The organism is Nakamurella deserti, assembly GCF_003260015.1.
Lineage (GTDB): Bacteria > Actinomycetota > Actinomycetes > Mycobacteriales > Nakamurellaceae > Nakamurella > Nakamurella deserti.
The window spans coordinates 789,155-811,739 of record NZ_QCXS01000002.1 but is presented as its reverse complement, the minus strand read 5'-3'; the positions used below and the strand labels follow the sequence as shown (position 1 = coordinate 811,739).

Sequence of the window (22,585 nt, the reverse complement as noted above, 5' to 3'; positions counted from 1 at the left end):
CAGACGAAGCCCCGACCGCAGCTGCACCGGCCACCACCCCCGACAGCGATGTGCCCACCGAATCCGGCCGTGCCCACCCTGCAGGCTCGGCAGACGCAGAATCGTGCGGCACACGCACGGCGACCCGGCGCGAGCACCCAGACGAAGCCCCGACCGCAGCTGCCCCGGCCACCACCCCCGACACCGGTGTGCCCACCGAACCGGGCCGTGCCCACCCTGCACGCTCGGCGGACGCAGATTCGTGCGGCACACGCACGGCGACGTCGCGCGGGCACCCAGACGAAGCCCCGACCCGCAGCTGCCCCGGTCCACCCCCGACAGCGATGTGCCCACCGAACCAGGTTGTGCCCGCCCTGCAGGGTGGGCAGACCCGCATTCATTGGGCATACGCGCCGCACCCCGGCACACAGGGCTTTCGGGCCTCGGCACCGCCCACAGGCCGGATGGGGCCGCAAGCACCCAGCAGGGTGGGCAGACGCGAATTCCTGCGGCACACCCGCACTGCATCCGGCACGACGAGGACGTCCGTCCCGAGGCACCCATCTGCCCACCGAACTGGGCCGTGCCTACCCTGCAGGCTCGGCAGACCAAGATTCGTGCGGCACACGCACGGCGAGGTCGCGCGAGCATCCGGGGAAGCCCCGGCCGCAGCTGCCCGGCCGCCGCCGCGTCCGTCTGCCACCGAATCCGGCCGTGCCCACCCTGCAGGCCCGGCAGACTCGGATTCGTGCGGCAGACGCCCAACCCCGGTCTCAGCCCACCCTCGAAACAGCCTCAGGGCGCCAGCGTCAGCACCTCCGCGCCGGTGGCGGTGACGACCAGCGTGTGTTCGAACTGCGCCGTCCACGAGCCGTCGCGCGTGACGACGGTCCAGTTGTCGTCCCACAGGTCCCAGGCGATGCCGCCGAGGGTGATCATGGGCTCGATGGTGAACGTCATCCCCTCCTCCAGCACCGTGGTCACCGAGGTGTCCTCGTAGTGCAGGATGACCAGCCCCGAATGGAACGTCTCGTTGATGCCGTGGCCGGTGTAGTCGCGCACCACGCCGTAGCCGAACCGGGCCGCGTAGTTCTCGATGACCCGGCCGATGACGTTGAGCTGCCGTCCGGGCCGGACCGCCTTGATCGCCCGGTTCAGGCACTCCTCGGTGCGTTCGACCAGCAGCCGGTTCTCCTCGGCGACGTCACCGGACAGGAACGTGGCGTTGGTGTCCCCGTGCACGCCGTGGATGAAGGCGGTGACGTCGATGTTGACGATGTCGCCGTCCTGCACCACGGTGCTGTCCGGGATGCCGTGGCAGATGACCTCGTTCAGCGAGGTGCAGCAGGACTTCGGGTAACCCCGGTAGCCCAGGGTGGACGGGTAGGCGTGGTGGTCGAGCACGTACTCGTGGCAGATCCGGTCGAGCTCGTCGGTGGTCACCCCGGGGCGCACCGCGCGCCCGGCCTCCTGCAGTGCCCCGGCGGCGATGCGCGACGCGATCCGCATCTTCTCGATGGTCTCCGCGGTCTGGACGTGCTGGCCGTCGCCCGGCGTCGGGCGGGCCTTGCCGACGTACTCGGGATGCGGGATCGAGGCGGGGACGGTGCGGTTCGGGGTCGGTCGGCCGGGCTTGACGGCGGTGCGGAGCATGCCGTCCACGGTAGTCACCGCGACACCCCCGTCGCGCCGCCCGAGCCCCGGCGGCGGGGCGGAGGGGCCTCTCAGCCCAGCCCGGCGTTGGTCAGGAACGACGTGGCGAGCTCATTGGTGCGTACCGAGTCGTCACCGCCGGCGATGAAGGCGGCGAACGCCATGTCGCCCAGGTAGCCGACGGTCCAGGCGTGCGCCTTGAGGGCCCCGGTCTCGTCGGAGTACTCCGCCGTGCCGGTCTTCAGCCGGATGTCCCCGAATCCCTGCAGCTGCGACCCGGTGCCCTCGGCGGTGACCGCGGCCATGAGCACCGGGAGCGCCGCACTCGCCGCCGCCGAGCGGGGTGGCGCGGGCTCGTCGACGGTGGTGGTGGTGCCGCGGATCAGCGTCGGGATCGGCATCGAACCGTGGGCGACGGTCGCGGCCATCAGCGCCGCCCCGAACGGGCTGACGAGGTCGCGCCCCTGGCCGAAACCGTTCTCCGCCTGCTCGACGACGGATTCGGCGACGGGTGACTGGCCGGTCAGGGTGATCGCGCCCTTCATGTCGAAGTCCAGGCCGACGCCGTACTCCTTGGCCGTGGCGTGCAGTGCGTCGGCCGGCAGCGCGCTGGCCACCTCGGCGAACGTCGTGTTGCACGACTTGGCGAAGGCGAGGGTGAGGTCGACGGTGCCGAGGTCGAAGTCGTGGGCGTTGCGGATGGGGCGGGAGTCGATGGTGGTGACTCCCGGGCACGGCACCTTGGTCACCGGGGTCAGACCGGCGTCGTCGATGCCGGCGGTGGCCGTGACGATCTTGAAGATCGACCCCGGCGGGTAGCGGCCCGACAGCGCGATCGTGCCCTGGGCGTCGGCGGCGGCGTTCTGGGCGACGGTGAGGACCTCGCCGGTGGAGGGTTGCATGGCCACGACGACGGCCGGCAGGGTGATCGCGCCGACCGCGCGGTCCGCGGCCTGCTGCAGGTCCGAGTCCAACGTCAGCGTCACCTTCTGGCCCTGAACGGCGGGCTGCTCGGCGAGGGTGACGATCTCCGCGCCGGTGGTGTCGATGGTGGCGATCCGCCAGCCGGAGGTCCCGGTCATCATCTCGGTCGCGACCGGCGTCACCTGTCCCAGCAGGGATTTCGCGAAGTCGCGGGTGGGCGGCAGGTTGCGGACCTCCGACGGGGTGGCGATGCCGGGCAGGGCGGCGAGCTGGGCGGCCACGGTGTCGAAGTCGGCCTGGCGCAGGTTGAGCACGGTGTAGCCGGTGGTGGGCTCCGAGGCGACGATGCCGGCCTCGATGTCGGCGGCGGTGAGTGTGGCGTCGAACGGCGCCAGCACGGTCGCCAGCGTCGCCGCCGTCCCCGGGACGTCGGTGATCGAGTCCTTCAGGGCCAGGATGCTGAAGACTGGCACCGGGTTGACCAGCTGGTTGTCGTCGCGGTCGACGATGGTGCCGTCGATGGCCTTGGTGATGCGCACGGTGAGGCCCTGCTGCGGGCCGAGTTGCGGGTGCACGTCGGTCGGCGACCAGTCCAGCCGCCACCCGCTCTCCCCCAGCGTCCACGTCCAGTCGACGTCGTAGGCCCACTGCCCGGCGTCGCCGAGCGTCCAGCTCACCGCAGCGGTCGCGGTGGCCGTGGTGTCGGAGGTGCGGGTGACGGCGCCGGGCGTCACGGCGAACTCGGACGGGCTGAGGTTCAGCTCGCTCTGCTTGAGCAGCTGGGTGGCCGCCGGGGCGTCGTCGGTGAGGCCGGCGGCGGTCACGAGGTCGCCGCCCTGCCAGGCCGCCGCGAACGCGGCCACCTCCGTGGTGGGGTCGGCGGCTCTGGGCGTCGAGGACGTGCAGCCGACGAGCAGGGCCAGCACGGCCAGCAGTGCCAGTCCGGTCCGGGTCGGGCGGTGGCGTCGCAGCATCACGTCTCCCAGTATCCGGCCGGGCGGCGCCGATGCCGGGAACCCGGCCGTGGGCGCACACGGGAACGCGCGGCCGCCGCCCCGACCGGAGCGGCAGGGCGCCCACCGGACCGCGAGCGCAGGGCCAGGCCCCGACCGAAGCGGCAGGGCGCCCACCGGACCGCGCGCGCAGGGCCAGGCCCCGACGTGAGCGGCGGGGCCGGCACCAAACCCCACGCACCCGGCAGTCGGGAATACCACCGCCGACGCCGGGTTGATCTCGTCATGACCGCCGACACCCCGACCCTGCCGACCGTCACCGTGGACGTCTGGTCCGACATCGCCTGCCCGTGGTGCTTCATCGGCAAGCGGAAGTTCGAGGCCGCACTGGCCGCGTTCCGCGAGCGCAGCACCGCCGGGGTCGAGGTGACCTATCACAGCTACGAGCTGTCGCCGGAGACCCCCGTGGACTTCGACGGCTCCGAGCTGCAGTTCCTGGTGCAGCACAAGGGCATTCCGGCGACGGAGGTCCGGGCGATGCTGGGCCGGGTCACCGGGATCGCCGCGGAGGTCGGATTGAGCTACGACTTCGACGCACTCCAGCACACGAACACGGTGCTGGCCCACCAGTTCCTGCACCACGCCCGCGAACACGGCGTGCAGGCACAGGCCTACGAGCGGCTGTTCCAGGCCTACTTCGAACAGGGGCGGCACGTCGGCCGCGTCGACGAGCTGGCGGCGCTGGGCGCCGAGGTCGGCCTCGACCCGACGGACATCCGCGCCGCCCTGACCGACGGCCGTCACCTCGCCGCCGTCCGCGCCGATCAGGCGGCGGCGGCGGACGCCGGGGTGCGCGGCGTCCCGCACTTCGTCATCGGCGGGCGGTACGTCGTCCGTGGTGCCGCCGAGCCCGCCGAGTTCCTGGCCGCCCTGGAGGCCGCCACCTCCCCCTGATCGGTCTTCCCGCGCACCTCGTCGGTGCCCGGAACCGGCCCGGGTTCCGCCGCCGGCCTGCCCGCAAGGCCTAGAACAGGACCGAGGCGTAGGTCGCGATCTGCTGGAACCCCACCCGCCGGTAGGCGGCGCGGGCAGCGAGGTTGAAGTCGTTGACGTACAGGCACGGGGTCCGGCCGAGGCCGTCCTGCACGGCCCGCATCACGGCGGCCATCGCGGGACCGGCGATGCCCTCACCGCGGCGGTCCGGCCGCACCCACACACCCTGGATGAGCGCCGCCCGATCGGACAACGACCCGACCTCGGCCTTGAACACCACCTGATCACCGTCGTACCGGACGAACGCGCGGCCCTGCCGGATCAGCTCGCCGACGCGGTTGCGGTACGAACGGCCGTGGTCGCCCTCGGTGGGGTCGACGCCGATCTCCTCGGTGAACATCGCCACCGCGGCCGGGAAGTAGGACGGCAGGTCCTCGGTTCGGGCCGCCCGGACGAGCGGATCGGGCGCGACCGCCGGCGGGTCGGCGCAGACGAGGAACGGCTGCTCGGCGCGGATCAACCGGGCCGGGCCCCAGCGTCGCTCCAGCCGGTCCCACAGCGGCAGCACCAGCTCCCGGCGCCCGCACACCGACGCACTCGCCCGGGGGCGCCGCGCGGCCATGGCCGCGAACGCGCGCAGCGCCCGCTCGTCGCCGCTCAGCGGCACCAGGTTGGGCCCGACGAAGCACAGCCCGCCCCGACCACCGTTGATGCCCCAGAACTGCCCGCCCAGACGGCCGTTGCGCTGGGTGTGGTCGTCGAAACGGGCGCCGACGATGCACCCCGCGTACGGGTCGGCGGCCAGGGTGGCGGCGACCTGCGGCAGCTGGGCGGGTCCGAGGACCTTCACCGGCAGACTCGCCACCATGCTCAGCGCCACGGTGCCGCTCCGGTCAGACCGTGCTGACGACAGGCTCGCCGGACACCGCACCGGCGAGCTTCATCGCGTCGGCCAGCTTCATGGCCTCCTCGATGAGCGTCTCGACGATCTCGTGCTCGGGAACGGTCTTGATGACCTCCCCCTTGACGAAGATCTGGCCCTTGCCGTTGCCGGAGGCCACACCGAGGTCGGCTTCACGGGCCTCACCGGGACCGTTGACGACGCAGCCCATGACCGCCACCCGCAGCGGGACGTCCATGCCTTCGAGGCCGGCGGTGACCTCCTCGGCGAGCTTGTACACGTCGACCTGGGCGCGACCGCAGGACGGACAGGACACGATCTCCAGGCCCCGTTCGCGCAGGTTGAGCGATTCCAGGATCTGCAGCCCGACCTTGACCTCCTCGACCGGCGGCGCGGACAGCGAGACCCGGATCGTGTCGCCGATACCACGGGACAGCAGCGCGCCGAAGGCGACGGCCGACTTGATGGTGCCCTGGAAGGCGGGGCCGGCCTCGGTCACGCCGAGGTGCAGGGGGTAGTCGCACTGCTCGGCCAGCAGCTCGTAGGCGCGGACCATGACGACCGGGTCGTTGTGCTTGACCGAGATCTTGATGTCCCGGAAGTCGTACTTCTCGAACAACGAGCACTCCCAGAGCGCGGATTCGACCAGCGCCTCCGGCGTGGCCTTGCCGTACTTGGCGAGCAACCTCTTGTCGAGCGAGCCGGCGTTGACGCCGATGCGGATGGAGATGCCGGCGTCGGTGGCCGCCTTGGCGATCTCGCCGATCTTGTCGTCGAACTGGATGATGTTGCCCGGGTTGACCCGGACCGCGGCGCAGCCGGCGTCGATCGCGGCGAAGACGTACTTCGGTTGGAAATGGATGTCGGCGATCACCGGTAGCTGCGACTTCCTGGCGATCGCGGGCAGGGCCTCGGCGTCGTCGGTGCTGGGTACCGCGACGCGGACGATCTGGCAGCCCGCGGCGGTCAGCTCGGCGATCTGCTGCAGGGTGGTGTTGATGTCGGCGGTGACGGTGGTGGTCATCGACTGCACCGACACCGGTGAGTCGCTGCCGACGCCGACGTCGCCGACCATCAGCTGCCGGGTCTTGCGACGCGGGGCCAGCACCGGGACGACACGGTCGGACGGCATGGACGGGATTCCGAGGCTCACCATTGCGGTGTCGTGCCCCTCTCGTTGCTTCTCAGGTGGTGCGGGTCGAGTGGTACGTCCGGGGCGACGATGCTCCCCGGGCTGCGCGGCGGGCGTGCCGATCGGTGCGGATCAGCCGAACAGCTTGACCGGGTTGACGACGTCGGCGACGAACGTCAGCGCGGTGAGACCCACGAACAACAATGCCACGACATAGGCGACGGGCATCAGCTTGGCCACGTCGAACGGACCGGGGTCGGGCCGGCGGGCGATCCTGGCGAAGCCCCGCCGGATCCACTCGATGACCGCACCGAGGATGTGGCCGCCGTCCAGCGGCAGCAGCGGCAGCAGGTTGATCAGGAACAGGCTCATGTTGAAACCGGCCAGGAGCTGCAGGAACAGCGCGAGCTTGTCCTTGGCGGTGGTGTCCAGGTCGAGGATCTCGCCGCTGATCCGGCCGGCCCCGACGATGCCCACGGGCGTGTTGAGGTCGCGTTCCTGGCCGGAGAAGATGGCGTCCCACAGCGCCGGGATCCGCGACGGGATCTGCACCACAGCGGTCGCCGCGCGCCCGATGAACGCGCCGGTGGTCTGCAGGGCGGCCACCGGCGACTGGCTGATGTAGGGCATCTGCGGCGAGACGCCGATGACGCCGACGGTCTCCTGGCCGGTGACCTTGCCCTGGTCGTCGTAGACGTTGCGGACGGTCTGGATGACCGGGATCTGGCTGGTGAGCTGCTGACCGTCGCGCTCGTAGACGACGCTGACCGTCTTGCCGGCGGACGCGGCGATGACGGCGCGCAGCTGGTCCCAGTCCTGGACGGGCACGCCGTCCAGGGACACGAAGCGGTCCCCCGGCTGCAGCCCGGCCACCTTGGCCGGCGCCGCCGGGTCCCCGGGTTCGCAGTCGGTGCGGGTCTGGGCGGTCTCGGCGGAGATGATGCACTCCGAAGCCGCGGCCACCGTGGGCACCGCGGTGGGGACGCCGATCCCGACGAGCAGGATGCCGAACAGCACGACGGCGATGGCCAGGTTCATGAACGGCCCGGCGAACATGATGACGATGCGCTTGAACGGGTGCAGTTGGTAGAACTGCCGGCCATCGTCGACACCGTCGATCACGGCGGCTCTGTCGTTGGTGCGGGAGTCCTCGGCGATCTGCCGGAACAGGCCGAACGGACTGACCGCGGTGGTCGTCGGGCCGCGGAACCTCGCGCCGACCCGGGCCGGCGGCACCATCCCGACCATCCGGATGTAGCCGCCCAGCGGGATCGCCTTCAGGCCGTACTCGGTCTCGCCACGGCGGCGGGAGAACAGTGTCCGGCCGAACCCGATCATGTACTGCGTCGTGCGGACGTTGAACAGCTTGGCGAAGGTCAAGTGGCCCAGTTCGTGCAGGGCGATGGACAGCAGCAGCCCGAGGACGAACAGGATCACCCCGATCGCGATCAACATGCTCGACCCAGTTCTCTCGTGGTGGCGTCACGAGCCCAGTCCTCGGCCTCGGTGACGTCGGCGAGGGTGGTCGCGTCGTCGGTGAAGGCGGCAGGGCTCCTGTCCAGGATGCGCTCGAGAGTCTGGGGAATGAGTGGGAACGCCAGATTTCCGGACAGGAAAGCCGCGACCAGCTCCTCGTTGGCGGCGTTGAACACCGCCGGCAGCCGGCCGCCGGCCTCGCCCGCCCGGCGGGCCAGGTTCAACGACGGGAACGTCACGTGGTCGACCGGTTCGAACGTCCACGACTGGGCCTGCGAGAAGTCACAGGCGAGCGCTGCGCCGGGGACCCGGTCGGGCCACCCCAGGCCCAGCGCGATCGGCAGTTTCATGTCGGGCGGGCTCGCCTGCGCCAGGGTGCTGCCGTCGGTGAAGGTGACCATCGAGTGGACGATCGACTGCGGGTGGACGACCACCTCGATCTGCGGGTACGGGATGTCGAACAGCAGGTGCGCCTCGATGAGTTCGAGCCCCTTGTTGACCAGCGTCGCGGAGTTCAGCGTGACCACCGGCCCCATCGCCCACGTCGGGTGCGCGAGTGCCTGGGCCGCGGTGACCTCGCGCAGCTCGTCGGCGGTGCGCCCCCGGAACGGCCCGCCGGAGGCGGTCAGCACCAGCGCCGCGACCTCACCGTGGGTCCCGGACCGCAGCGCCTGCGCGAGCGCGGAGTGCTCGGAGTCGACCGGGACGATCTGGCCGGGCGCGGCGGCGCGGGTGACCAGTGCGCCGCCCGCGACCAGCGACTCCTTGTTGGCCAGCGCGAGGGTGCGGCCGGTCTCGAGGGTGGCCAGGGTCGGCGCGAGCCCGACCGAGCCGGTGATGGCGTTGAGGACGACGTCGGCCTCGACGTCGTGGACCAGCCGGGTGGAGGCCTGCGCGCCCACGGCCGTGGCGGCCCCGGGGAACTCGGCGGCCTGCCGGGCGAACAGCTCGGGATTGCCGCCACCGGCGGAGAGACCCACCACGGCGAACAGGTCGGGGTTGGCCCGGACGATGTCCAGGGCCTGGGTGCCGACGGAACCGGTCGAGCCCAGGATCGTCAGTCGTCGCACGGCAGCCATTCTGCCCGACCCGACGACGGAGGACCGTCGCTCGCGCTCGCGTCTGATGACGCCGGGCCGCGCCGACGCGTGCCGCCCCCGGCGGCATGCCAGACTGGACACAGGAGTTCCGAGACACACCGATACACAGAGGAGTCACCGTGGCGGGCACGTCGATCGAGAAGGCACCAGTCGGGGACGTCCCCGAGTCGATCCACGGTCAGGGCCCGACCGACGAGGTCGGCGCCGAGGTCCAGCAGGCCGCCCACGGGCACGTCGTCCGCTACAACCCCGACGCACCGAGCGAGGAGTGGGGCTGGCACGGCTCGTTCCGGGAGTTCGCTCCCGTCGGCAGCCGCATCATGCTGTGGATCGCCGTCGCCGTGATGTTCATCATGATCTTCGCCGGCAACCAGGTCTCCAACGTCGAGAACTGGTGGCTGGCCGCCATCGGCACCCTGCTGGCGTGGTGGCTGCTGCGTACCGACGCGCGGATCCGCAAGGAGCGCCGCCGCCGGCCCTGACGCCGACACCCGACCCGTGCCACCGCCGGTCGTCCCCGCGAGGGGCGGCCGGCGGTGGCATGTCCGGGGGTGCAACCCCACCCCCGGGTCGACCGGTACCGGCCGGATCACCCGGCGAAGTCGACGTCGGCCGTGGCCACCGTCCCGGCCGTCCGGCCCGGGGCACGCTGTTCGCTCCAGTACATGTTGGTGTGGGCGATGACCAGGTCGGGGGTCGGGGCACCCCATTCGGTGAGGTCCTCGGTGGTGTGCGCGTCGCTGACCAGCATCGCGTCGTACCCGCGGACCAGGGCGCCGTGCAGCGTCGACCGGATGCACATGTCGGTCTGGGCGCCCGCCACCACCAGCCGGCCCACAGCCAGCCGGGCCAGCACGGTCTCCAGGTCGGTGTCCTCGAACGAGTCCCCGTAGGTCTTGCCCACCAGCGGCTCGGACTCGGCGCGCTCGAGCTCGGGCACCAGCTGCCAGGCGTCGCTGCCGATGGTCAGGCCCGGATCGGAGTGCTGCACCCAGACGACGGGGACGTCGGCCGCCCGGGCCCGCTCGACCAGCGTGGCCACATTGCCGACCACCGCGTCACGGTCGTGGGCGCCGGTGACCACACCGTTCTGCACGTCGATGACCAGCAGCGCGGTGTGCGGTCGGTTCTGGAGCGTGGTCATGAGGACCTCCCGGGACGTGGTGTGACCTGACCGACACCACGCTAGGACGCTCCCCCGACAGTGGGCTACCGGTCGCGTTCGCTGGCCGCCAGCTGACCGCAGGCCGCGTCGATGTCCTGACCGCGGGTGTCCCGCACGGTGCAGGTGACGCCCTGCGCCTGCACGCGGCGGACGAACTCGTCCTGCACCGGGCGGGGACTCGCGTCCCACTTGCTGCCCGGGGTGGGGTTGAGCGGGATGAGGTTGACGTGCACCAGGTGTCCGAGGTGCTCCCGCAGCACCGTGCCGAGCAGGTCGGCCCGCCACGGCTGGTCGTTCACGTCGCGGATGAGCGCGTACTCGATGCTGACCCGGCGGCCGGTGCGGTCGGCGTAGCGGCGGGCACCCTGCAGCACCTCACCGATCTTCCAGCGGGAGTTCACCGGGACGAGCTCGTCGCGCAGTTCGTCGTCCGGGGCGTGCAGGCTGACCGCCAGCCGGACCTGCATGTTCTCCTCGGTCAGCTTGTCGATGGCCGGCAGCAGGCCCACCGTGGAGACGGTGACCGAGCGGGCCGAGATGCCGAGACCGTGCGGGGTGGGCGCGGTGATGAGCTTCACCGCTTCGAGCACCCGCTTGTAGTTGGCCAGCGGCTCTCCCATGCCCATGAAGACGATGTTGGAGAGCCGGTCGGGCTCGCCGAAGACGCCGTCGCGGGTCGCCCGGGCGGCCAGCCGCACCTGCTCGACGATCTCCGCGGTGGACAGGTTGCGGTCGAGGCCGCCCTGGCCGGTGGCGCAGAACGGGCAGGCCATCCCGCAGCCCGCCTGCGACGAGACGCACAGCGTGACCCGCTCGGGGTAGCGCATCAGCACCGACTCGATGAGCGTGCCGTCGTGGGCGCGCCAGAGGGTCTTGCGCGTGTCGCCGTCGTCCGTGGACATCGCCCTGACCTGCGTCAACAGCTCGGGCAGCATGGTGTCGGCGATGGCGGTGCGGTGCTTCTCGGGCAGGTCGGTCATCTCCGCGGGGTCGCGCGTGAGGTTGCCGAAGTAGTGCCGCGCGACCTGGTCGGCCCGGAACGCGGGCTGGCCGATCTGCTGCAGCGCGGCTTTGCGGGCGTCGGTTCCGAGGTCGGCGAGGTGCACCGGCGGCTTGCCGCGGCGCGGTGCGTTGAAGACCAGCGGCAGTGCGCGGGTGGCCGGGGCGGGGGCGACGGGAGTGACAGGTTCGGTCATGACCTCCCCATTGTCTCATCGACCGAGGTCGGCGCGCCCCGGACGACCGCGCGACGGCGACCGCAGGCGCATGCGGCATCACGCAGGGCCACCGTTAGGGTGGGCCGCATGTCTGCGGTCCGGTCGGTGAACCTGGCGTCCTCGCCGCTGCAGCTCCCGGGCCGTACGCGGCTCAGCGGGATGGACAAACGTCCGGTGCGCGGTGCGGTCGACGTGTTCGCACCGGGGCCGAAGGGTCTCGCCGGCGGCGGGTTGGCCGGCGACACCGTGTGCGACCTGCGGTACCACGGTGGCGACGACCAGGCGGTGTACGCCTACGCCCGCGAGGACCTCGACTGGTGGCAGGCCGAGCTGGGCCGGGACCTCCCCGACGGGTGCTTCGGCGAGAACCTGACGACGTCGGGGATCAACATCACCAGCGCCCTGGTCGGTGAGCAGTGGCTCGTCGGCGGGTCCCTGCTGTTGCAGGTCACGGTGCCGCGGATCCCCTGCCGCAGTTTCCAGGCGGCGCTCGGCGAGAAGCGCTGGGTCAAGCGGTTCACCGAGCGCGGCGTGTCCGGCACGTACCTGCGGGTGCTGCGCGGCGGCCCGGTGACCGCCGGCGACAGCATCGTGGTTGTGGAGCGGCCGCACCATCAGATCAGCAACTGGACGGCGTTCCGGGCCATCACCGTGGAACCGGAACTGCTCGACCTGATGGTGGACGTACCGGATCTGCCGGACGAGCTGCGCCGGACGGCAGCCAAGCGAGCGAAGGCGATGGCCCGATGAGCACCTCCCCCGATCAGGCGGCAGCGGATCTGGCGTCGTTCGTCGACGCCTCCCCCACACCGTTCCACGCCTGCGAGACCGCGGCGGCGCTGCTGGACGCGGCCGGTTGGTCGCGGGTGTCGGAGACGGATGCCTTCGTCGGAGGACGCGGCTACCTGGTCCGCGGCGGCTCCCTGGTGGCGTGGGACACCACCCACGCGTCCGGTCCCGCGACGCCGTTCCGGGTGGTGGCGGCGCACACCGACTCGCCCAACCTCCGACTGAAGCCGCAGCCCGATCTGAGCCGCGCCGGCTGGCAGCTGGTCGGCGTCGAGGTCTACGGCGGGCCGCTGCTGTCGACGTGGCTGGACCGGGATCTGGGGCTCTCGGGACGACTGTCGCTGCGGTCGGCGGACGGCGTCCGGACCCGGCTGGTACGGATCGACGAGCCATTGCTGCGGGTCTCCAACCTGGCCATCCACCTCAACCGGGGGGTGAACGCCGAAGGGCTGGTGCTCAACCCGCAGCAGCACCTGGCCCCGCACTGGGCCATCGGCAATACGCCCGGCGACATCATCGGCCACCTGGCGGGCCGGCTGGACATCGATTCCCATGACGTCCTCGCCTGGGACCTGATGACGCACGACCTGACGCCGGCGCGGCGTACCGGCGGCGACCGTGCGACGCTGGCCGCGGCCCGGCTGGACAACCAGACGACCGCCTCGGCGGCGACCCGGGCGCTGATCGGAGCGGGCGCGCCCACGTCGCCGCTGGTGCAGGTCGTCGTGCTGTTCGACCACGAGGAGGTCGGCAGCGTGTCGGAGCGCGGGGCCGGCTCGGCGCTGCTCACGGCGACGCTGGAGCGCCTCGTGCTCGCCGCCGGCGGAGGCCGCGAGGACCTGCTGCGGGCGTTGGCCGGGACGGTGATCCTGTCCGGCGACGCCGCGCACGCCACACATCCCAACTACGCCGAGAAGCACGAACCGCAGCACACCGTCGCGATGAACGGCGGCCCCGTGCTCAAGATCAACAGCCAGCTCCGGTACGCCACCGACTCCGTCGGGGCCTCCCATGTCGAGCTCGCCGCCGAACGCGCCGGCGTGCCGCTGCAGCGCTTCGTCACCCGTACCGACCTGCCCTGTGGGTCGACCGTGGGCCCGATGATCTCCGCGTCCACCGGTGCGACCACCGTCGACGTGGGGACGCCGACGCTGTCGATGCACTCGGCGCGGGAGCTGGCGGGGGTGGCCGACCAGGCGTACTACGTCGATCTATTGGCGGCGTTCCTCGCGCCCTGATGCCGCGGCGGTCGCCGTCCGGGCAGGAGGGCGTCCGACGGACGAGCCGGGCCCGGCCTCAGGCCAGGCCGAGCGACTTCATCCGCCCCGTGTGCCCGAGCTGCAGCCGGCGGAACAGGGCGGCGATACCCGCCAGATCCCCCGACCCGGTGACGATCAACGACGCCAGCGCGTCCCGCTCCGCCACCACGTACTGGGCCTGGGTCAGCGCCTCGCCGAGCAGCCGACGGCCCCAGAGCGCGAGCGGCCCGGTCAGCCGTGGATCCGCCTCGCACGCCCGGCGCACCTCACGGACGGCGAACGCGGAGTGCCCGGTGTCCCCCAACACCTCGAAGACGAGGTCGCGGGTCTCGGGATCGAGCCATTCGGCGATCTCGCGGTAGAAGTCGGCGGCCAGTCCGTCGCCGACGTGCGCCTTGACCAGTGACTCCAGCCACGAGTGCGGCGGAGTGGAGTCGTGGAAGGCCTCGAGCGCCTTGACGAACGGCGACATGGCGATCTCGACGTCGGTGCCGCGCCGCGCCAGGTGCTGCGACAGGGCCCGGAAATGGCCCATCTCGGCCGCCGCCATCTGCGACAACGCGACACGCCCGGACATCGAAGGCGCCATCCGGGCGTCCATCGACATCCGGTCGAACGCCGACAGCTCGCCGTACGCGAGCACACCGAGCAGGTCTGTGACCGACTGCGGATCCGGCTCGAAGCCGCGCTCGGACGTCTCCAGGGGCGCCGTCGGGGCTGTCTCCGTCACCGGGACATCGTATGCCCCGTAGCATGGACAACCGATGACCACCGAAAACACCACTCAACCCACTGAGGACGCTGCTCCTTCCGCAGTCGAACTCGACCACACCGCCGTGCCGCTGGACGCCGACGCCGAGGCCGCGATCGAACCGCCGCCCATCGAGCTCGCTCCGGTCAAGCCGGACGCGCCCACGTTCGCCGAGCTGGGGGTGGACCCGCGCATCGTGAGCGCGCTGGTCGCCACCGGCATCGAGCGGACGTTCGCGATCCAGGAGCTGACGCTGCCGATCGCGCTGCAGGGCCACGACCTCATCGGTCAGGCCCGCACCGGCATGGGCAAGACGCTCGGCTTCGGTGTGCCGTTGCTGCACCGTCTCGCCGCCGAACCGGGCGCGCAGACCGGTGAGCGGGCGCCCCGCGGCCTGATCATCGTGCCCACCCGCGAGCTGTGCGTGCAGGTCACGCGCGACCTCACCACCGCGGCCAAGGACACCGGCCTCAAGGTGCTCGCCGTCTACGGCGGTCGCGCCTACGAACCGCAGGTTAACGCGCTGCAGGCCGGCGTGGACGTCGTCGTCGGCACCCCCGGCCGACTGCTTGACCTGGCCAAGAGCGGCAGTCTGATCCTCGGCGCCGTCCACGTCCTCGTCCTCGACGAGGCCGACGAGATGCTCGACCTGGGCTTCCTGCCCGACATCGAGAAGGTGCTCGGCATGGTCCCGGCCACCAAGCAGACGATGCTGTTCTCGGCGACGATGCCCGGCCCGATCATCACGCTGGCCCGCAGCTTCATGACGCAGCCGACGCACATCCGCGCCGAGGCCCCCGCCGAGGGCGCCACCCACCTGACCACCACGCAGTTCGCCTACCGGGCCCACGCCATGGACAAGGTCGAGCTGATCTCGAAGGTCCTGCAGGCCAAGGACCGCGGTCTGACGATGATCTTCACCCGCACCAAGCGGTCGGCACAGAAGGTCTCCGACGAACTGGTCGAGCGTGGCTTCGCCGCCGCCGCCGTCCACGGCGATCTCGGGCAGGGCGCCCGCGAGCAGGCGCTGCGCGCGTTCCGCTCGGGCAAGGTCGACATCCTGGTGGCCACGGACGTGGCCGCCCGCGGTATCGACGTCGAGGGCGTCACCCACGTCATCAACTACCAGAGTCCGGACGACGAGAAGACCTACGTCCACCGGATCGGCCGTACCGGCCGCGCCGGCCGTACCGGCATCGCGTTGACGCTGGTCGACTGGGACGACATGCCCAAGTGGAAGATGATCAACGACGCGCTGGGCCTGGAGCTGGCCGAGCCGGTGGAGACGTACTCCAACTCCCAGCACCTGTTCGCCGACCTGGAGATCCCGGAGGGCACCACCGGCCGGCTGCGCAAGTCACAGCAGACGCTGCCCGGGCTGGACGCCGAGGTGATCGAGGATCTCGGTGAGACCGGCCGGGGTCCGCGCAAGCCCGCCGGCCGCGATGCCGGTCGCGACGACAGCCGTGGCCGCAGCCGCGGTTCGCGGACGTCCGGGAACGGCTCCGGCGGCACCGAGGGCAGCGCACCCGCGTCCGCACCCGCCGCCCCGGCGGTCGACGAGGTCCCGCGGCCCCGCCGCAACCGGTCCCGTCGCCGCACCCGCAGCGGCCAGGACTCGTCCAGCACCTCCGCACCCGCCGCGGAGTGACCTGTCCGTGATGCCGCTGTCGCGGCGGCGTCGTCTCGACGTCGCGGTCGCCGTCGCGCTGACGGTCCTGGTGGTGCTGATCGCGGTCGCCGTGTACCTGAAGAGCGACGCGCGCGCGACGACGCTCACCACCGGACCGGAGGCGGTCGCGCCGGCCCCGATGACGGACGCACCGGCGGCACTGGACGAGGTGTGGACGCTGCCCACCGACCCGGGGTTCCCGGGGGTGGCCTCGCCCTACGGAACCGTCGCCACCGCGACCGGGCACACCGTCACCGGTCACGACGCCGTCACCGGCGACGTGCGCTGGACGTACGACCGCAGCAACCTCGCACTGTGCGCGATGGGCAGCGGCGACATCCGCGCCGACACGCTGACCGCGTCCGGCGCCGTCCGCGGCATCCTGACGGCGTACTCCAAGGGCGACACCTGCTCCGAGATCACCCTGCTCAACCCGATCACCGGCGAGCGGACCGACCAGCGGACCGGGTTCACCGCCGAGGACTCCACCCTGGTCTTCGGCGGGCCCTACGGCGGCATGGTCAGCGACGACCTCGTCGAGTTGTGGCGCTACGACCTCGTCCGCACCATCCAGTACGGCGACCAGCCCGAGCCGACGAAGCCCTCCACGAGGCACCTCGGATGCCGTTTCGACGACCTGGCGATCACCACCCAGCAGTTCGCCACCATCGAGCACTGCCCGGACAGCGACGCCGGCCCCAACGCCCGACTGGTGATCAACTACGTCGATCCCGGCGCGACCGCCGACGGCAAGTCCAAGAGCTGGGACAACCTCAACCACGACCCACGGGCCACCGTCGACCTGCAGACCACCGACGCCCGCGTCCTGTCGGTGACGTCGGAGAAGGTCGCCGTCCTGGTCGGCGGCCCGGAGCCCGCGGTCGTCGTGTACGACGCGGCCGGGGTCGAGGTCTCGCGCACCCCGGTGCCGGTCACCGCCGACGACATCGTCGCCTCCCGCGACCAGAGCCGGGTCACCCCGGTCACCGTCACCGCCGACGCCCGCTACGCCTGGGTCGGGTCGACGTTGATCGCCGTGGACAGCGACGACCTGGCGGTGAGCTGGACGATGGCCGACGTCCGCGGCACCCCCGCGCTGATCGGCGACCAGCTGCTGGTGCCGGAGGACGAGGGACTCGCGGTGGTCTCCGCGCAGGACGGGCGGACCACGACCACGATCCCGGTCGACCGAACCGGATACGCCGGCCGGATCGACGTCCGCACCGTCGGCAACACCGTCGTGGAGTCCCGCGGCACGACCGTGGTGGGGTTGCGTGATCCCGCCGCGCCGGCCACCGACCCGCCGCTGGTGACCAGTTCCGCCCGGCCGCCCGCCACGCTGTCGTTCCCGTCCGGCACCACCGCCACCGCGACCACGCCGGCCGATTCCCGACCCACCGGCACCGCGGGAACCGACACCGCCGGATCGACGGCCGCGGCCGCCGGCAACTGAGTCAGCGCCACCAGCACCGGGCGAGCACGACCGACGCCGCCACGACCGTCACCACCGCGACCGCGATCCGCACCGGTCGGCCGCGACGCCGGGCCAGCTGACCACCAGCCTCCGCCAGCACTCCCACCGCCAGGTGCGCCGCGACCGGGCCCCATCCGGGACCTCCGGTGCCTTCGTGGGGTCCGCTGCCGGGCGCGGGCAGCACGATCATCGCCAGGGCCAGGCCCAGCCCGAGCACGAGCATCCCCGCCGCGAGCAGATCGCCGGTCGCCACCACGAACCGCCCCGCCCGTGACGGTCGACGGACCGCCGGCACGCTCAGCGGGGTCGTGTCGGTCACGCACGCGCCCCGGCGGGTCCGATCACCGGGATCCCGGTCGCCCGGTCCACGATCCGGGCGAGCTGGTCGGGGGCGGTGTGCTCCGCGCCGATCCGGATGGTCTTGTTCGTGCCGTGGTAGTCCGACGAGCCGGTGGTGATGAGGTCCAGCTCGCGGGCCAACCCCGCCAGCTCCACCCGGTCGGCCGCGGCATGGTCGGGGTGGTCGACCTCGATGCCGTCCAGACCGAGCGCCGCCAGCTCCGCGATGCGTTCCGGGGTCAGGAACCGCGCGGCCGACCGGGAGCGGCTGTGCGCCATCACGCTGACCCCGCCGGCCGCGGCGATCATCCGGACCGCGACGTTCAGGTCGGTGTCGACCTTGGGCACGTAGTAACCGCTGTTCCCGGCGAGGTAGCGCTCGAACGCCTCGTTGACGCTGGTCACGACACCGGAGGCGACCAGCGCACGGCCGATGTGGGGCCGGCCCACGGGCGCTCCGGCGGAGATGGCCAGCACCTGCTCGCGGCTGATCGGGATGCCGTCGGCGACCATCAGGTCGACGATGCGCAGACCCCGCTGCAGCCGCTCGTCGAACAGCCGCCGGTGCTCGGCGACCACGGCCGCGTCGAGCGGGTCGAACAGGTAGGCGAGCAGGTGCACGCTGACCCGGTGACCGCCGGGCATCAGCAGACCTGTGGAGAACTCGGCCCCCCGGATCAGCGTCATCCCGGGCGGGAGTGCGGCCTCGGCGGCGGCCCAGCCCCCGGTGGTGTCGTGATCGGTCAGCGCGACGACGTCCAGACCGGCCTGCGCCGCGATCGCCACCAGTTCGGCCGGTGTGTCCGTGCCGTCCGACGCGTTGGAGTGGGTGTGCAGGTCGATGCGCATTGTTCACATCCTGCCGCAGTCTCCAGCGGGTACCGTGCCTTCCGGTGTCCCGGGCGCTCCCGGCGCCCGGCTGTGCCTCGTCCTGCCCGCCCTGTCGACCCGGAAGTGAGGTCTGCGATGGCTCTCGGCTTCGAACCACCTCACCTGCGGCTCAAGCTCCCGGCGGTCATCGCCCCTGGAGCCCGGGCGAACGGCCGGACCGCACCGGCACCGGCGCCACCGACCGTGGACGCCAACGCCGCCATCGTGGACTGCGCGCCCTACATCGACGGGGTCCGGGTGCCCGGCTGTGGCGACCCGTACGTCGCCCTGCAGGCCGTGCGCGAGGCGGGCCGCGGTTTCGTCTGGGTCGGTCTCCAGGAGCCGTCCAGCGAGGACATGGCCGCCGTCGCCTGGACCTTCGGCCTGCACGAGCTGGCCGTCGAGGACGCGGTGCACGCCCACCAGCGGGCCAAGCTGGAGCAGTACAAGCAGTCGCTGTTCGTGGTGCTCAAGACGGTGCGTTTCGTCGAGCACGAATCTCCCACCACGGCCAACGAGATCATCACCACCGGCGAGATCATGGTCTGGGTCGGCGCGGACTACATCGTCACCGTCCGGCACGGCGCGCACTCCGGGCTGGCCGGGCTGCGCTCGGAACTCGAGGCCGACTCGCAGCGGCTGACCGGCGGCCCGGCGATCGTGCTGCACGCCATCGCCGACCGGGTGGTCGACCAGTACCTGGAGGTCGTGCAGGCCGCCGAGGACGACGTCGACGAGATCGAGACCGCCGTGTTCTCCCCCGGCGAGCAGGTCGGCATCGAGCAGATCTACCTGTTCAAGCGGGAGATCCTCGAGCTGCGCCGGGCCACCGCGCCGCTGGCCGCCCCGCTGCACCGGATGGCGGAGAACCCGAACCCGTTCATCCCGGCCACCGTGCGCGCCTATTTCCGTGACGTCGAGGACCACCTCACGCAGGTGACGGAGCGGGTGGCCACCTACGACGAGCTGCTCACCACGCTGGTCAACGCCGCGCTGGCCGAGATCTCGATGCGGCAGAACTCCGACATGCGCAAGATCTCGGCGTGGGCGGCCATCGCGCTGGTCCCGACCGCGGTGGCCGGCATCTACGGGATGAACTTCGAGCACATGCCCGAACTCGGCTGGACTTTCGGCTACCCCATGGCGCTGTGCATCATCGTCGGGATCTGTCTGATGCTGTACCGGGGGCTCCGCAAACGCGGCTGGCTCTAGGCCGCCGCGGCATCCGGACGGCTCAGCCGCGCTGGCCGAGCTCCATCTTGGCCAGCAGGGTGCGGGCCTGCTCGGCGGTCTGCGGATTGCACAGCACGTCGTAGCGCTGCGCCACCACCTGCGACGACGAGGTGTAGTCCCGGCGGCCCTTGGTGACCGAGTAGCCGAGCAGCCCCATCGCGACGCCGAACAGCGCACCGATGGCCACGCCCACCACGATCAGCAGCAGCGAGCCGCCCTGCACGGTGGAGAACAACCCCATCAGCAGACCGACGAACAGACCGAACCACGCGCCGGAGGCGGCGCCGGCGGCGGCAACCTTGCCGCGGGTCAGCCGGCCGGTCACGCGCTCCACCAGCTGCAGGTCGGAACCGACGATGGTGACGTCCTCGACGGCGAACTCCTGGACGGCGAGGTACTCGACGGCGGCCTGGGCCTGGGCGTAGTTCGGGTAGGCGGCCACCGCGAAGCCGGTGGGCGGGGTGGGCATGGCCATGGCCCGGGCCTGGCCCCCGAACGTCCCTGGTGCAGTCATCGCGAACCCTTTCTCGCAGGTCAACTCTCATGGTCCCATATCCGGACGGACGGTCCTGGACTGTCGAATCCGATCGACGTCGTACGTCTACCCCACGAGGGACCGCGGTCGGCGGTTCCCGTCTGTGGCGAAACGAACGCTGATACCGACGTACTCCCGGGACCGGTGGGGACCCCGTGACCGGGCACGACGGCGCGCTGCTGCGCATGCAGCCGCCGACCACCGTCGCCGCCGGGCGCGGTGTGGCCGTCGGCGACCGGTACCGCGCCGACGCCGGGCCGGCGGACCTCGACGAGGTCCCGGCGCTCGGCGGGCTGGACCGGCGCCCCTCCGCGGCGGCCGCCCGGGGAACCTGACCCGGCGCCCGGGTGGGGACGGCGGGCACGACCGGCGGCGCGCGGCGGCACCGGCCCACACCGACGCCGAGCGGTCCCCTTCCAGGCCTGCGCCGACGGGTCGGGCACACGAACCCGTGACCCGCTGCGCGGCGGCGACGGCCGACGGGTCGCCCCCCGGCCCGCCGTAGACTGGCGTCATCATGCTGCCCACTGCCGATGCCGTCCGCGCTGCCCTGGCCACCGTCAAGGACCCGGAGATCCGGCGCCCCATCACCGATCTCAACATGGTCGACCGGGTCGATGTCCGGTCCGACGGCCACGTCGACCTCGTCGTGCTCATCACCATCGCCGGCTGCCCGATGAAGGACACCATCGAACGCGACGTCACCGCCGCCGTCCGGTCGGTGCCGGGCGTCACCGGGGTGTCGCTGTCACTGGTGCCGATGACCGACGCCCAGCGGGACGAGTTGCGTGTCCAGCTCCGCGGTGGCGCCACCAAGGACATCCCTTTCGCCCGCCCGGAGTCGCGGACCTCGGTGTACGCCATCGCCTCCGGCAAGGGTGGCGTGGGCAAGTCCACGGTGACCGTCAACCTGGCGGCGTCGCTGGCCGCGCGCGGGCTGTCGGTCGGTGTGCTCGACGCCGACGTCTACGGCTTCTCGGTGCCGCGGATGCTCGGCGTCACCACCCGCCCGACACGCATCGGCGACATGATCCTGCCGCCGGTGGCGCACGGGGTCCGGGTGATCAGCGTCGGCATGTTCGTCGAGGGCAACGCCGCCGTCGTCTGGCGCGGCCCGATGCTGCACCGTGCGCTGCAGCAGTTCCTCGCCGACGTGTTCTGGGGCGACCTGGACGTGCTGCTGATGGATCTGCCGCCGGGTACCGGCGACGTCGCGATCTCCACCGCGCAGCTCATCCCGGCCACCGAGATCATCGTCGTGACCACCCCGCAGACCGCCGCCGCCGAGGTCGCCGAGCGCGCGGGCGCGATCGCCCTGCAGACCCGGCAGAAGGTGGTCGGGGTCATCGAGAACATGTCCGGGCTGGTGCTGCCGGACGGATCGACGCTGGACGTCTTCGGCAGCGGCGGTGGCCGCCAGGTCGCCGAGTCGCTCACCCGGTCCACGGGGACCAACGTGCCGCTGCTCGGCCAGGTGCCGCTGGCCGTTCCGGTCCGCGAGGCGGGTGACGCGGGGACGCCGATCGTGCTCTCCTCGCCGCAGGATCCGTCCGCGGTCGCCCTGGCCTCGGTCGCCGCGACGCTGGCCAACCGGGCGAAGCCACTCACCCGGGTGCCGCTGGGGTTGTCCGTCGCCGGTCGCTGACCGGCGACGGCCCGTCACCGGGGAATGTGACGTGGTCCGACGTGCCGCGCGTGGCACGGACCCTTGACAGCGTCCGGCCGCTGCCACGAAGCTGTTGCGGAAGACGAATCGCGTTGTGCCTAGCGCAAAGGACGGTCGGATGACCGGAACCGCCACCTCAGGTCCGGCCGGCCGCGTGCGGCTCTGCCCGCTCGGTGACATCCCGGCCGGCGAGGGTGTGCGCTTCGCCCAGGTCTCCCCGCCGATCGCGGTCTTCCACACCGAGGACGGCGAGGTGTTCGCCATCGACGACACCTGCACCCACCAGGACGCCTCGCTGGCCGACGGCTGGCTCGAGGGCTGCGAGATCGAGTGTCCGCTGCACGCCTCGAAGTTCGACCTGCGCACCGGCGAGGTCGACGCACCGCCCGCGAAGGTCGGGGTGCGCACCCACGCGGTGACGGTGACCGACGACGGCGACGTCTGGGTCGAGCTCTCCACCGACGCGCCGCGCCTGCCGCCCGGCGTGTCCCTGTGACCACGCCC

Annotated in this window: 21 protein-coding genes and 1 pseudogene; 10 read left to right on the top strand and 12 right to left on the bottom strand. The window is 71.9% G+C overall.

Features of this window, described 5'->3' with window-relative positions; translation table 11 throughout:
• Positions 1–774: 774 nt before the first annotated feature.
• On the bottom strand, positions 775–1,632 hold the full coding sequence (map, locus tag DB033_RS03845; protein ID WP_111767215.1) for a type I methionyl aminopeptidase: 858 nt from the start codon (positions 1,630–1,632) through the stop codon (positions 775–777).
• Positions 1,633–1,703: 71 nt separating this feature from the next.
• The gene (locus DB033_RS03840; protein ID WP_157970493.1) at positions 1,704–3,530 is read right to left on the bottom strand and encodes a penicillin-binding transpeptidase domain-containing protein; all 1,827 of its coding nucleotides are present in this window, start codon (positions 3,528–3,530) and stop codon (positions 1,704–1,706) included.
• Between the two features lie 264 nt (positions 3,531–3,794).
• Here DB033_RS03840 and DB033_RS03835 point away from each other — a divergent pair, with 264 nt between their 5' ends.
• Positions 3,795–4,463 (top strand): DsbA family oxidoreductase, encoded by a 669-nt coding sequence (locus tag DB033_RS03835; protein ID WP_111765526.1) that lies wholly within the window; start codon positions 3,795–3,797, stop codon positions 4,461–4,463.
• Positions 4,464–4,533: 70 nt separating this feature from the next.
• On the opposite strand, the gene DB033_RS03830 is transcribed toward DB033_RS03835, so the two are convergent.
• From DB033_RS03830 to dxr, 4 genes are all read right to left on the bottom strand, one after another.
• Positions 4,534–5,370, bottom strand: coding sequence for a GNAT family N-acetyltransferase (locus DB033_RS03830; protein WP_111767214.1), 837 nt, complete (start codon positions 5,368–5,370; stop codon positions 4,534–4,536).
• Positions 5,371–5,395: 25 nt separating this feature from the next.
• Positions 5,396–6,559 carry a flavodoxin-dependent (E)-4-hydroxy-3-methylbut-2-enyl-diphosphate synthase gene (gene ispG, locus DB033_RS03825; protein WP_111765525.1) on the bottom strand — a complete coding sequence of 388 codons (1,164 nt, stop codon included), beginning with the start codon at positions 6,557–6,559 and terminating at the stop codon, positions 5,396–5,398.
• Positions 6,560–6,667: 108 nt separating this feature from the next.
• Positions 6,668–7,990 carry a M50 family metallopeptidase gene (locus tag DB033_RS03820; protein ID WP_111765524.1) on the bottom strand — a complete coding sequence of 441 codons (1,323 nt, stop codon included), beginning with the start codon at positions 7,988–7,990 and terminating at the stop codon, positions 6,668–6,670.
• Positions 7,984–9,090, bottom strand: coding sequence for a 1-deoxy-D-xylulose-5-phosphate reductoisomerase (gene dxr / locus DB033_RS03815; RefSeq protein WP_111765523.1), 1,107 nt, complete (start codon positions 9,088–9,090; stop codon positions 7,984–7,986). The genes DB033_RS03820 and dxr overlap by 7 nt, the downstream gene beginning before the upstream one ends.
• A gap of 140 nt (positions 9,091–9,230) precedes the next feature.
• On the opposite strand from dxr, the gene DB033_RS03810 reads away from it, so the two are divergent.
• A complete protein-coding gene (locus DB033_RS03810; protein WP_157970492.1) occupies positions 9,231–9,593 on the top strand; it encodes a DUF2631 domain-containing protein in 363 nt (120 codons plus the stop codon).
• A gap of 107 nt (positions 9,594–9,700) precedes the next feature.
• Here the strand turns inward: DB033_RS03810 and DB033_RS03805 are convergent, their stop codons facing one another.
• Both DB033_RS03805 and rlmN read right to left on the bottom strand, forming a co-directional pair.
• Positions 9,701–10,255, bottom strand: a complete 555-nt coding sequence (locus tag DB033_RS03805) for an isochorismatase family protein (RefSeq protein WP_111765521.1) — start codon at positions 10,253–10,255, stop codon at positions 9,701–9,703.
• Positions 10,256–10,320: 65 nt separating this feature from the next.
• Positions 10,321–11,472 carry a dual-specificity RNA methyltransferase RlmN gene (gene rlmN, locus DB033_RS03800; RefSeq protein ID WP_111765520.1) on the bottom strand — a complete coding sequence of 384 codons (1,152 nt, stop codon included), beginning with the start codon at positions 11,470–11,472 and terminating at the stop codon, positions 10,321–10,323.
• Between the two features lie 108 nt (positions 11,473–11,580).
• On the opposite strand from rlmN, the gene DB033_RS03795 reads away from it, so the two are divergent.
• Together DB033_RS03795 and DB033_RS03790 are read left to right on the top strand one after the other, a co-directional pair.
• Positions 11,581–12,243: an MOSC domain-containing protein gene (locus DB033_RS03795; RefSeq protein WP_111765519.1), complete on the top strand. Its 663-nt coding sequence runs from the start codon at positions 11,581–11,583 to the stop codon at positions 12,241–12,243.
• Complete coding sequence (locus DB033_RS03790) at positions 12,240–13,520, top strand: M18 family aminopeptidase (protein ID WP_111765518.1); 1,281 nt, start codon at positions 12,240–12,242, stop codon at positions 13,518–13,520. Before DB033_RS03795 ends, DB033_RS03790 begins: the two co-directional genes overlap by 4 nt.
• Positions 13,521–13,578: 58 nt before the next feature.
• Here the strand turns inward: DB033_RS03790 and DB033_RS03785 are convergent, their stop codons facing one another.
• Positions 13,579–14,244 carry a ferritin-like fold-containing protein gene (locus DB033_RS03785; protein ID WP_111767213.1) on the bottom strand — a complete coding sequence of 222 codons (666 nt, stop codon included), beginning with the start codon at positions 14,242–14,244 and terminating at the stop codon, positions 13,579–13,581.
• Positions 14,245–14,305: 61 nt separating this feature from the next.
• On the opposite strand from DB033_RS03785, the pseudogene DB033_RS03780 reads away from it, so the two are divergent.
• Positions 14,306–16,024: pseudogene (locus tag DB033_RS03780) on the top strand (DEAD/DEAH box helicase); the annotation flags it as partial.
• Complete coding sequence (locus DB033_RS03775) at positions 15,954–17,417, top strand: Rv3212 family protein (protein ID WP_111765516.1); 1,464 nt, start codon at positions 15,954–15,956, stop codon at positions 17,415–17,417. The pseudogene DB033_RS03780 and the gene DB033_RS03775, both read left to right, overlap by 71 nt.
• Before the next feature lies 1 nt (position 17,418).
• On the opposite strand, the gene DB033_RS03770 is transcribed toward DB033_RS03775, so the two are convergent.
• Complete coding sequence (locus DB033_RS03770) at positions 17,419–17,757, bottom strand: hypothetical protein (protein WP_111765515.1); 339 nt, start codon at positions 17,755–17,757, stop codon at positions 17,419–17,421.
• Positions 17,754–18,626 carry a PHP domain-containing protein gene (locus DB033_RS03765; protein WP_111765514.1) on the bottom strand — a complete coding sequence of 291 codons (873 nt, stop codon included), beginning with the start codon at positions 18,624–18,626 and terminating at the stop codon, positions 17,754–17,756. Before DB033_RS03765 ends, DB033_RS03770 begins: the two co-directional genes overlap by 4 nt.
• Positions 18,627–18,743: 117 nt before the next feature.
• On the opposite strand from DB033_RS03765, the gene DB033_RS03760 reads away from it, so the two are divergent.
• Positions 18,744–19,859, top strand: coding sequence for a magnesium and cobalt transport protein CorA (locus DB033_RS03760; RefSeq protein ID WP_111765513.1), 1,116 nt, complete (start codon positions 18,744–18,746; stop codon positions 19,857–19,859).
• 22 nt (positions 19,860–19,881) lie between these two features.
• Here the strand turns inward: DB033_RS03760 and DB033_RS03755 are convergent, their stop codons facing one another.
• The gene (locus DB033_RS03755; RefSeq protein WP_111765512.1) at positions 19,882–20,394 is read right to left on the bottom strand and encodes a YflT domain-containing protein; all 513 of its coding nucleotides are present in this window, start codon (positions 20,392–20,394) and stop codon (positions 19,882–19,884) included.
• 176 nt (positions 20,395–20,570) lie between these two features.
• On the opposite strand from DB033_RS03755, the gene DB033_RS03750 reads away from it, so the two are divergent.
• The 3 genes from DB033_RS03750 (at position 20,571) to DB033_RS03740 (ending at position 22,577) form a co-directional block, all read left to right on the top strand.
• Positions 20,571–20,750 (top strand): hypothetical protein, encoded by a 180-nt coding sequence (locus DB033_RS03750; protein WP_111765511.1) that lies wholly within the window; start codon positions 20,571–20,573, stop codon positions 20,748–20,750.
• 182 nt (positions 20,751–20,932) lie between these two features.
• Complete coding sequence (locus DB033_RS03745) at positions 20,933–22,060, top strand: Mrp/NBP35 family ATP-binding protein (RefSeq protein ID WP_111765510.1); 1,128 nt, start codon at positions 20,933–20,935, stop codon at positions 22,058–22,060.
• A 139-nt stretch (positions 22,061–22,199) separates the two neighbouring features.
• Positions 22,200–22,577 (top strand): bifunctional 3-phenylpropionate/cinnamic acid dioxygenase ferredoxin subunit, encoded by a 378-nt coding sequence (locus DB033_RS03740; protein ID WP_111765509.1) that lies wholly within the window; start codon positions 22,200–22,202, stop codon positions 22,575–22,577.
• Positions 22,578–22,585: the final 8 nt, after the last annotated feature.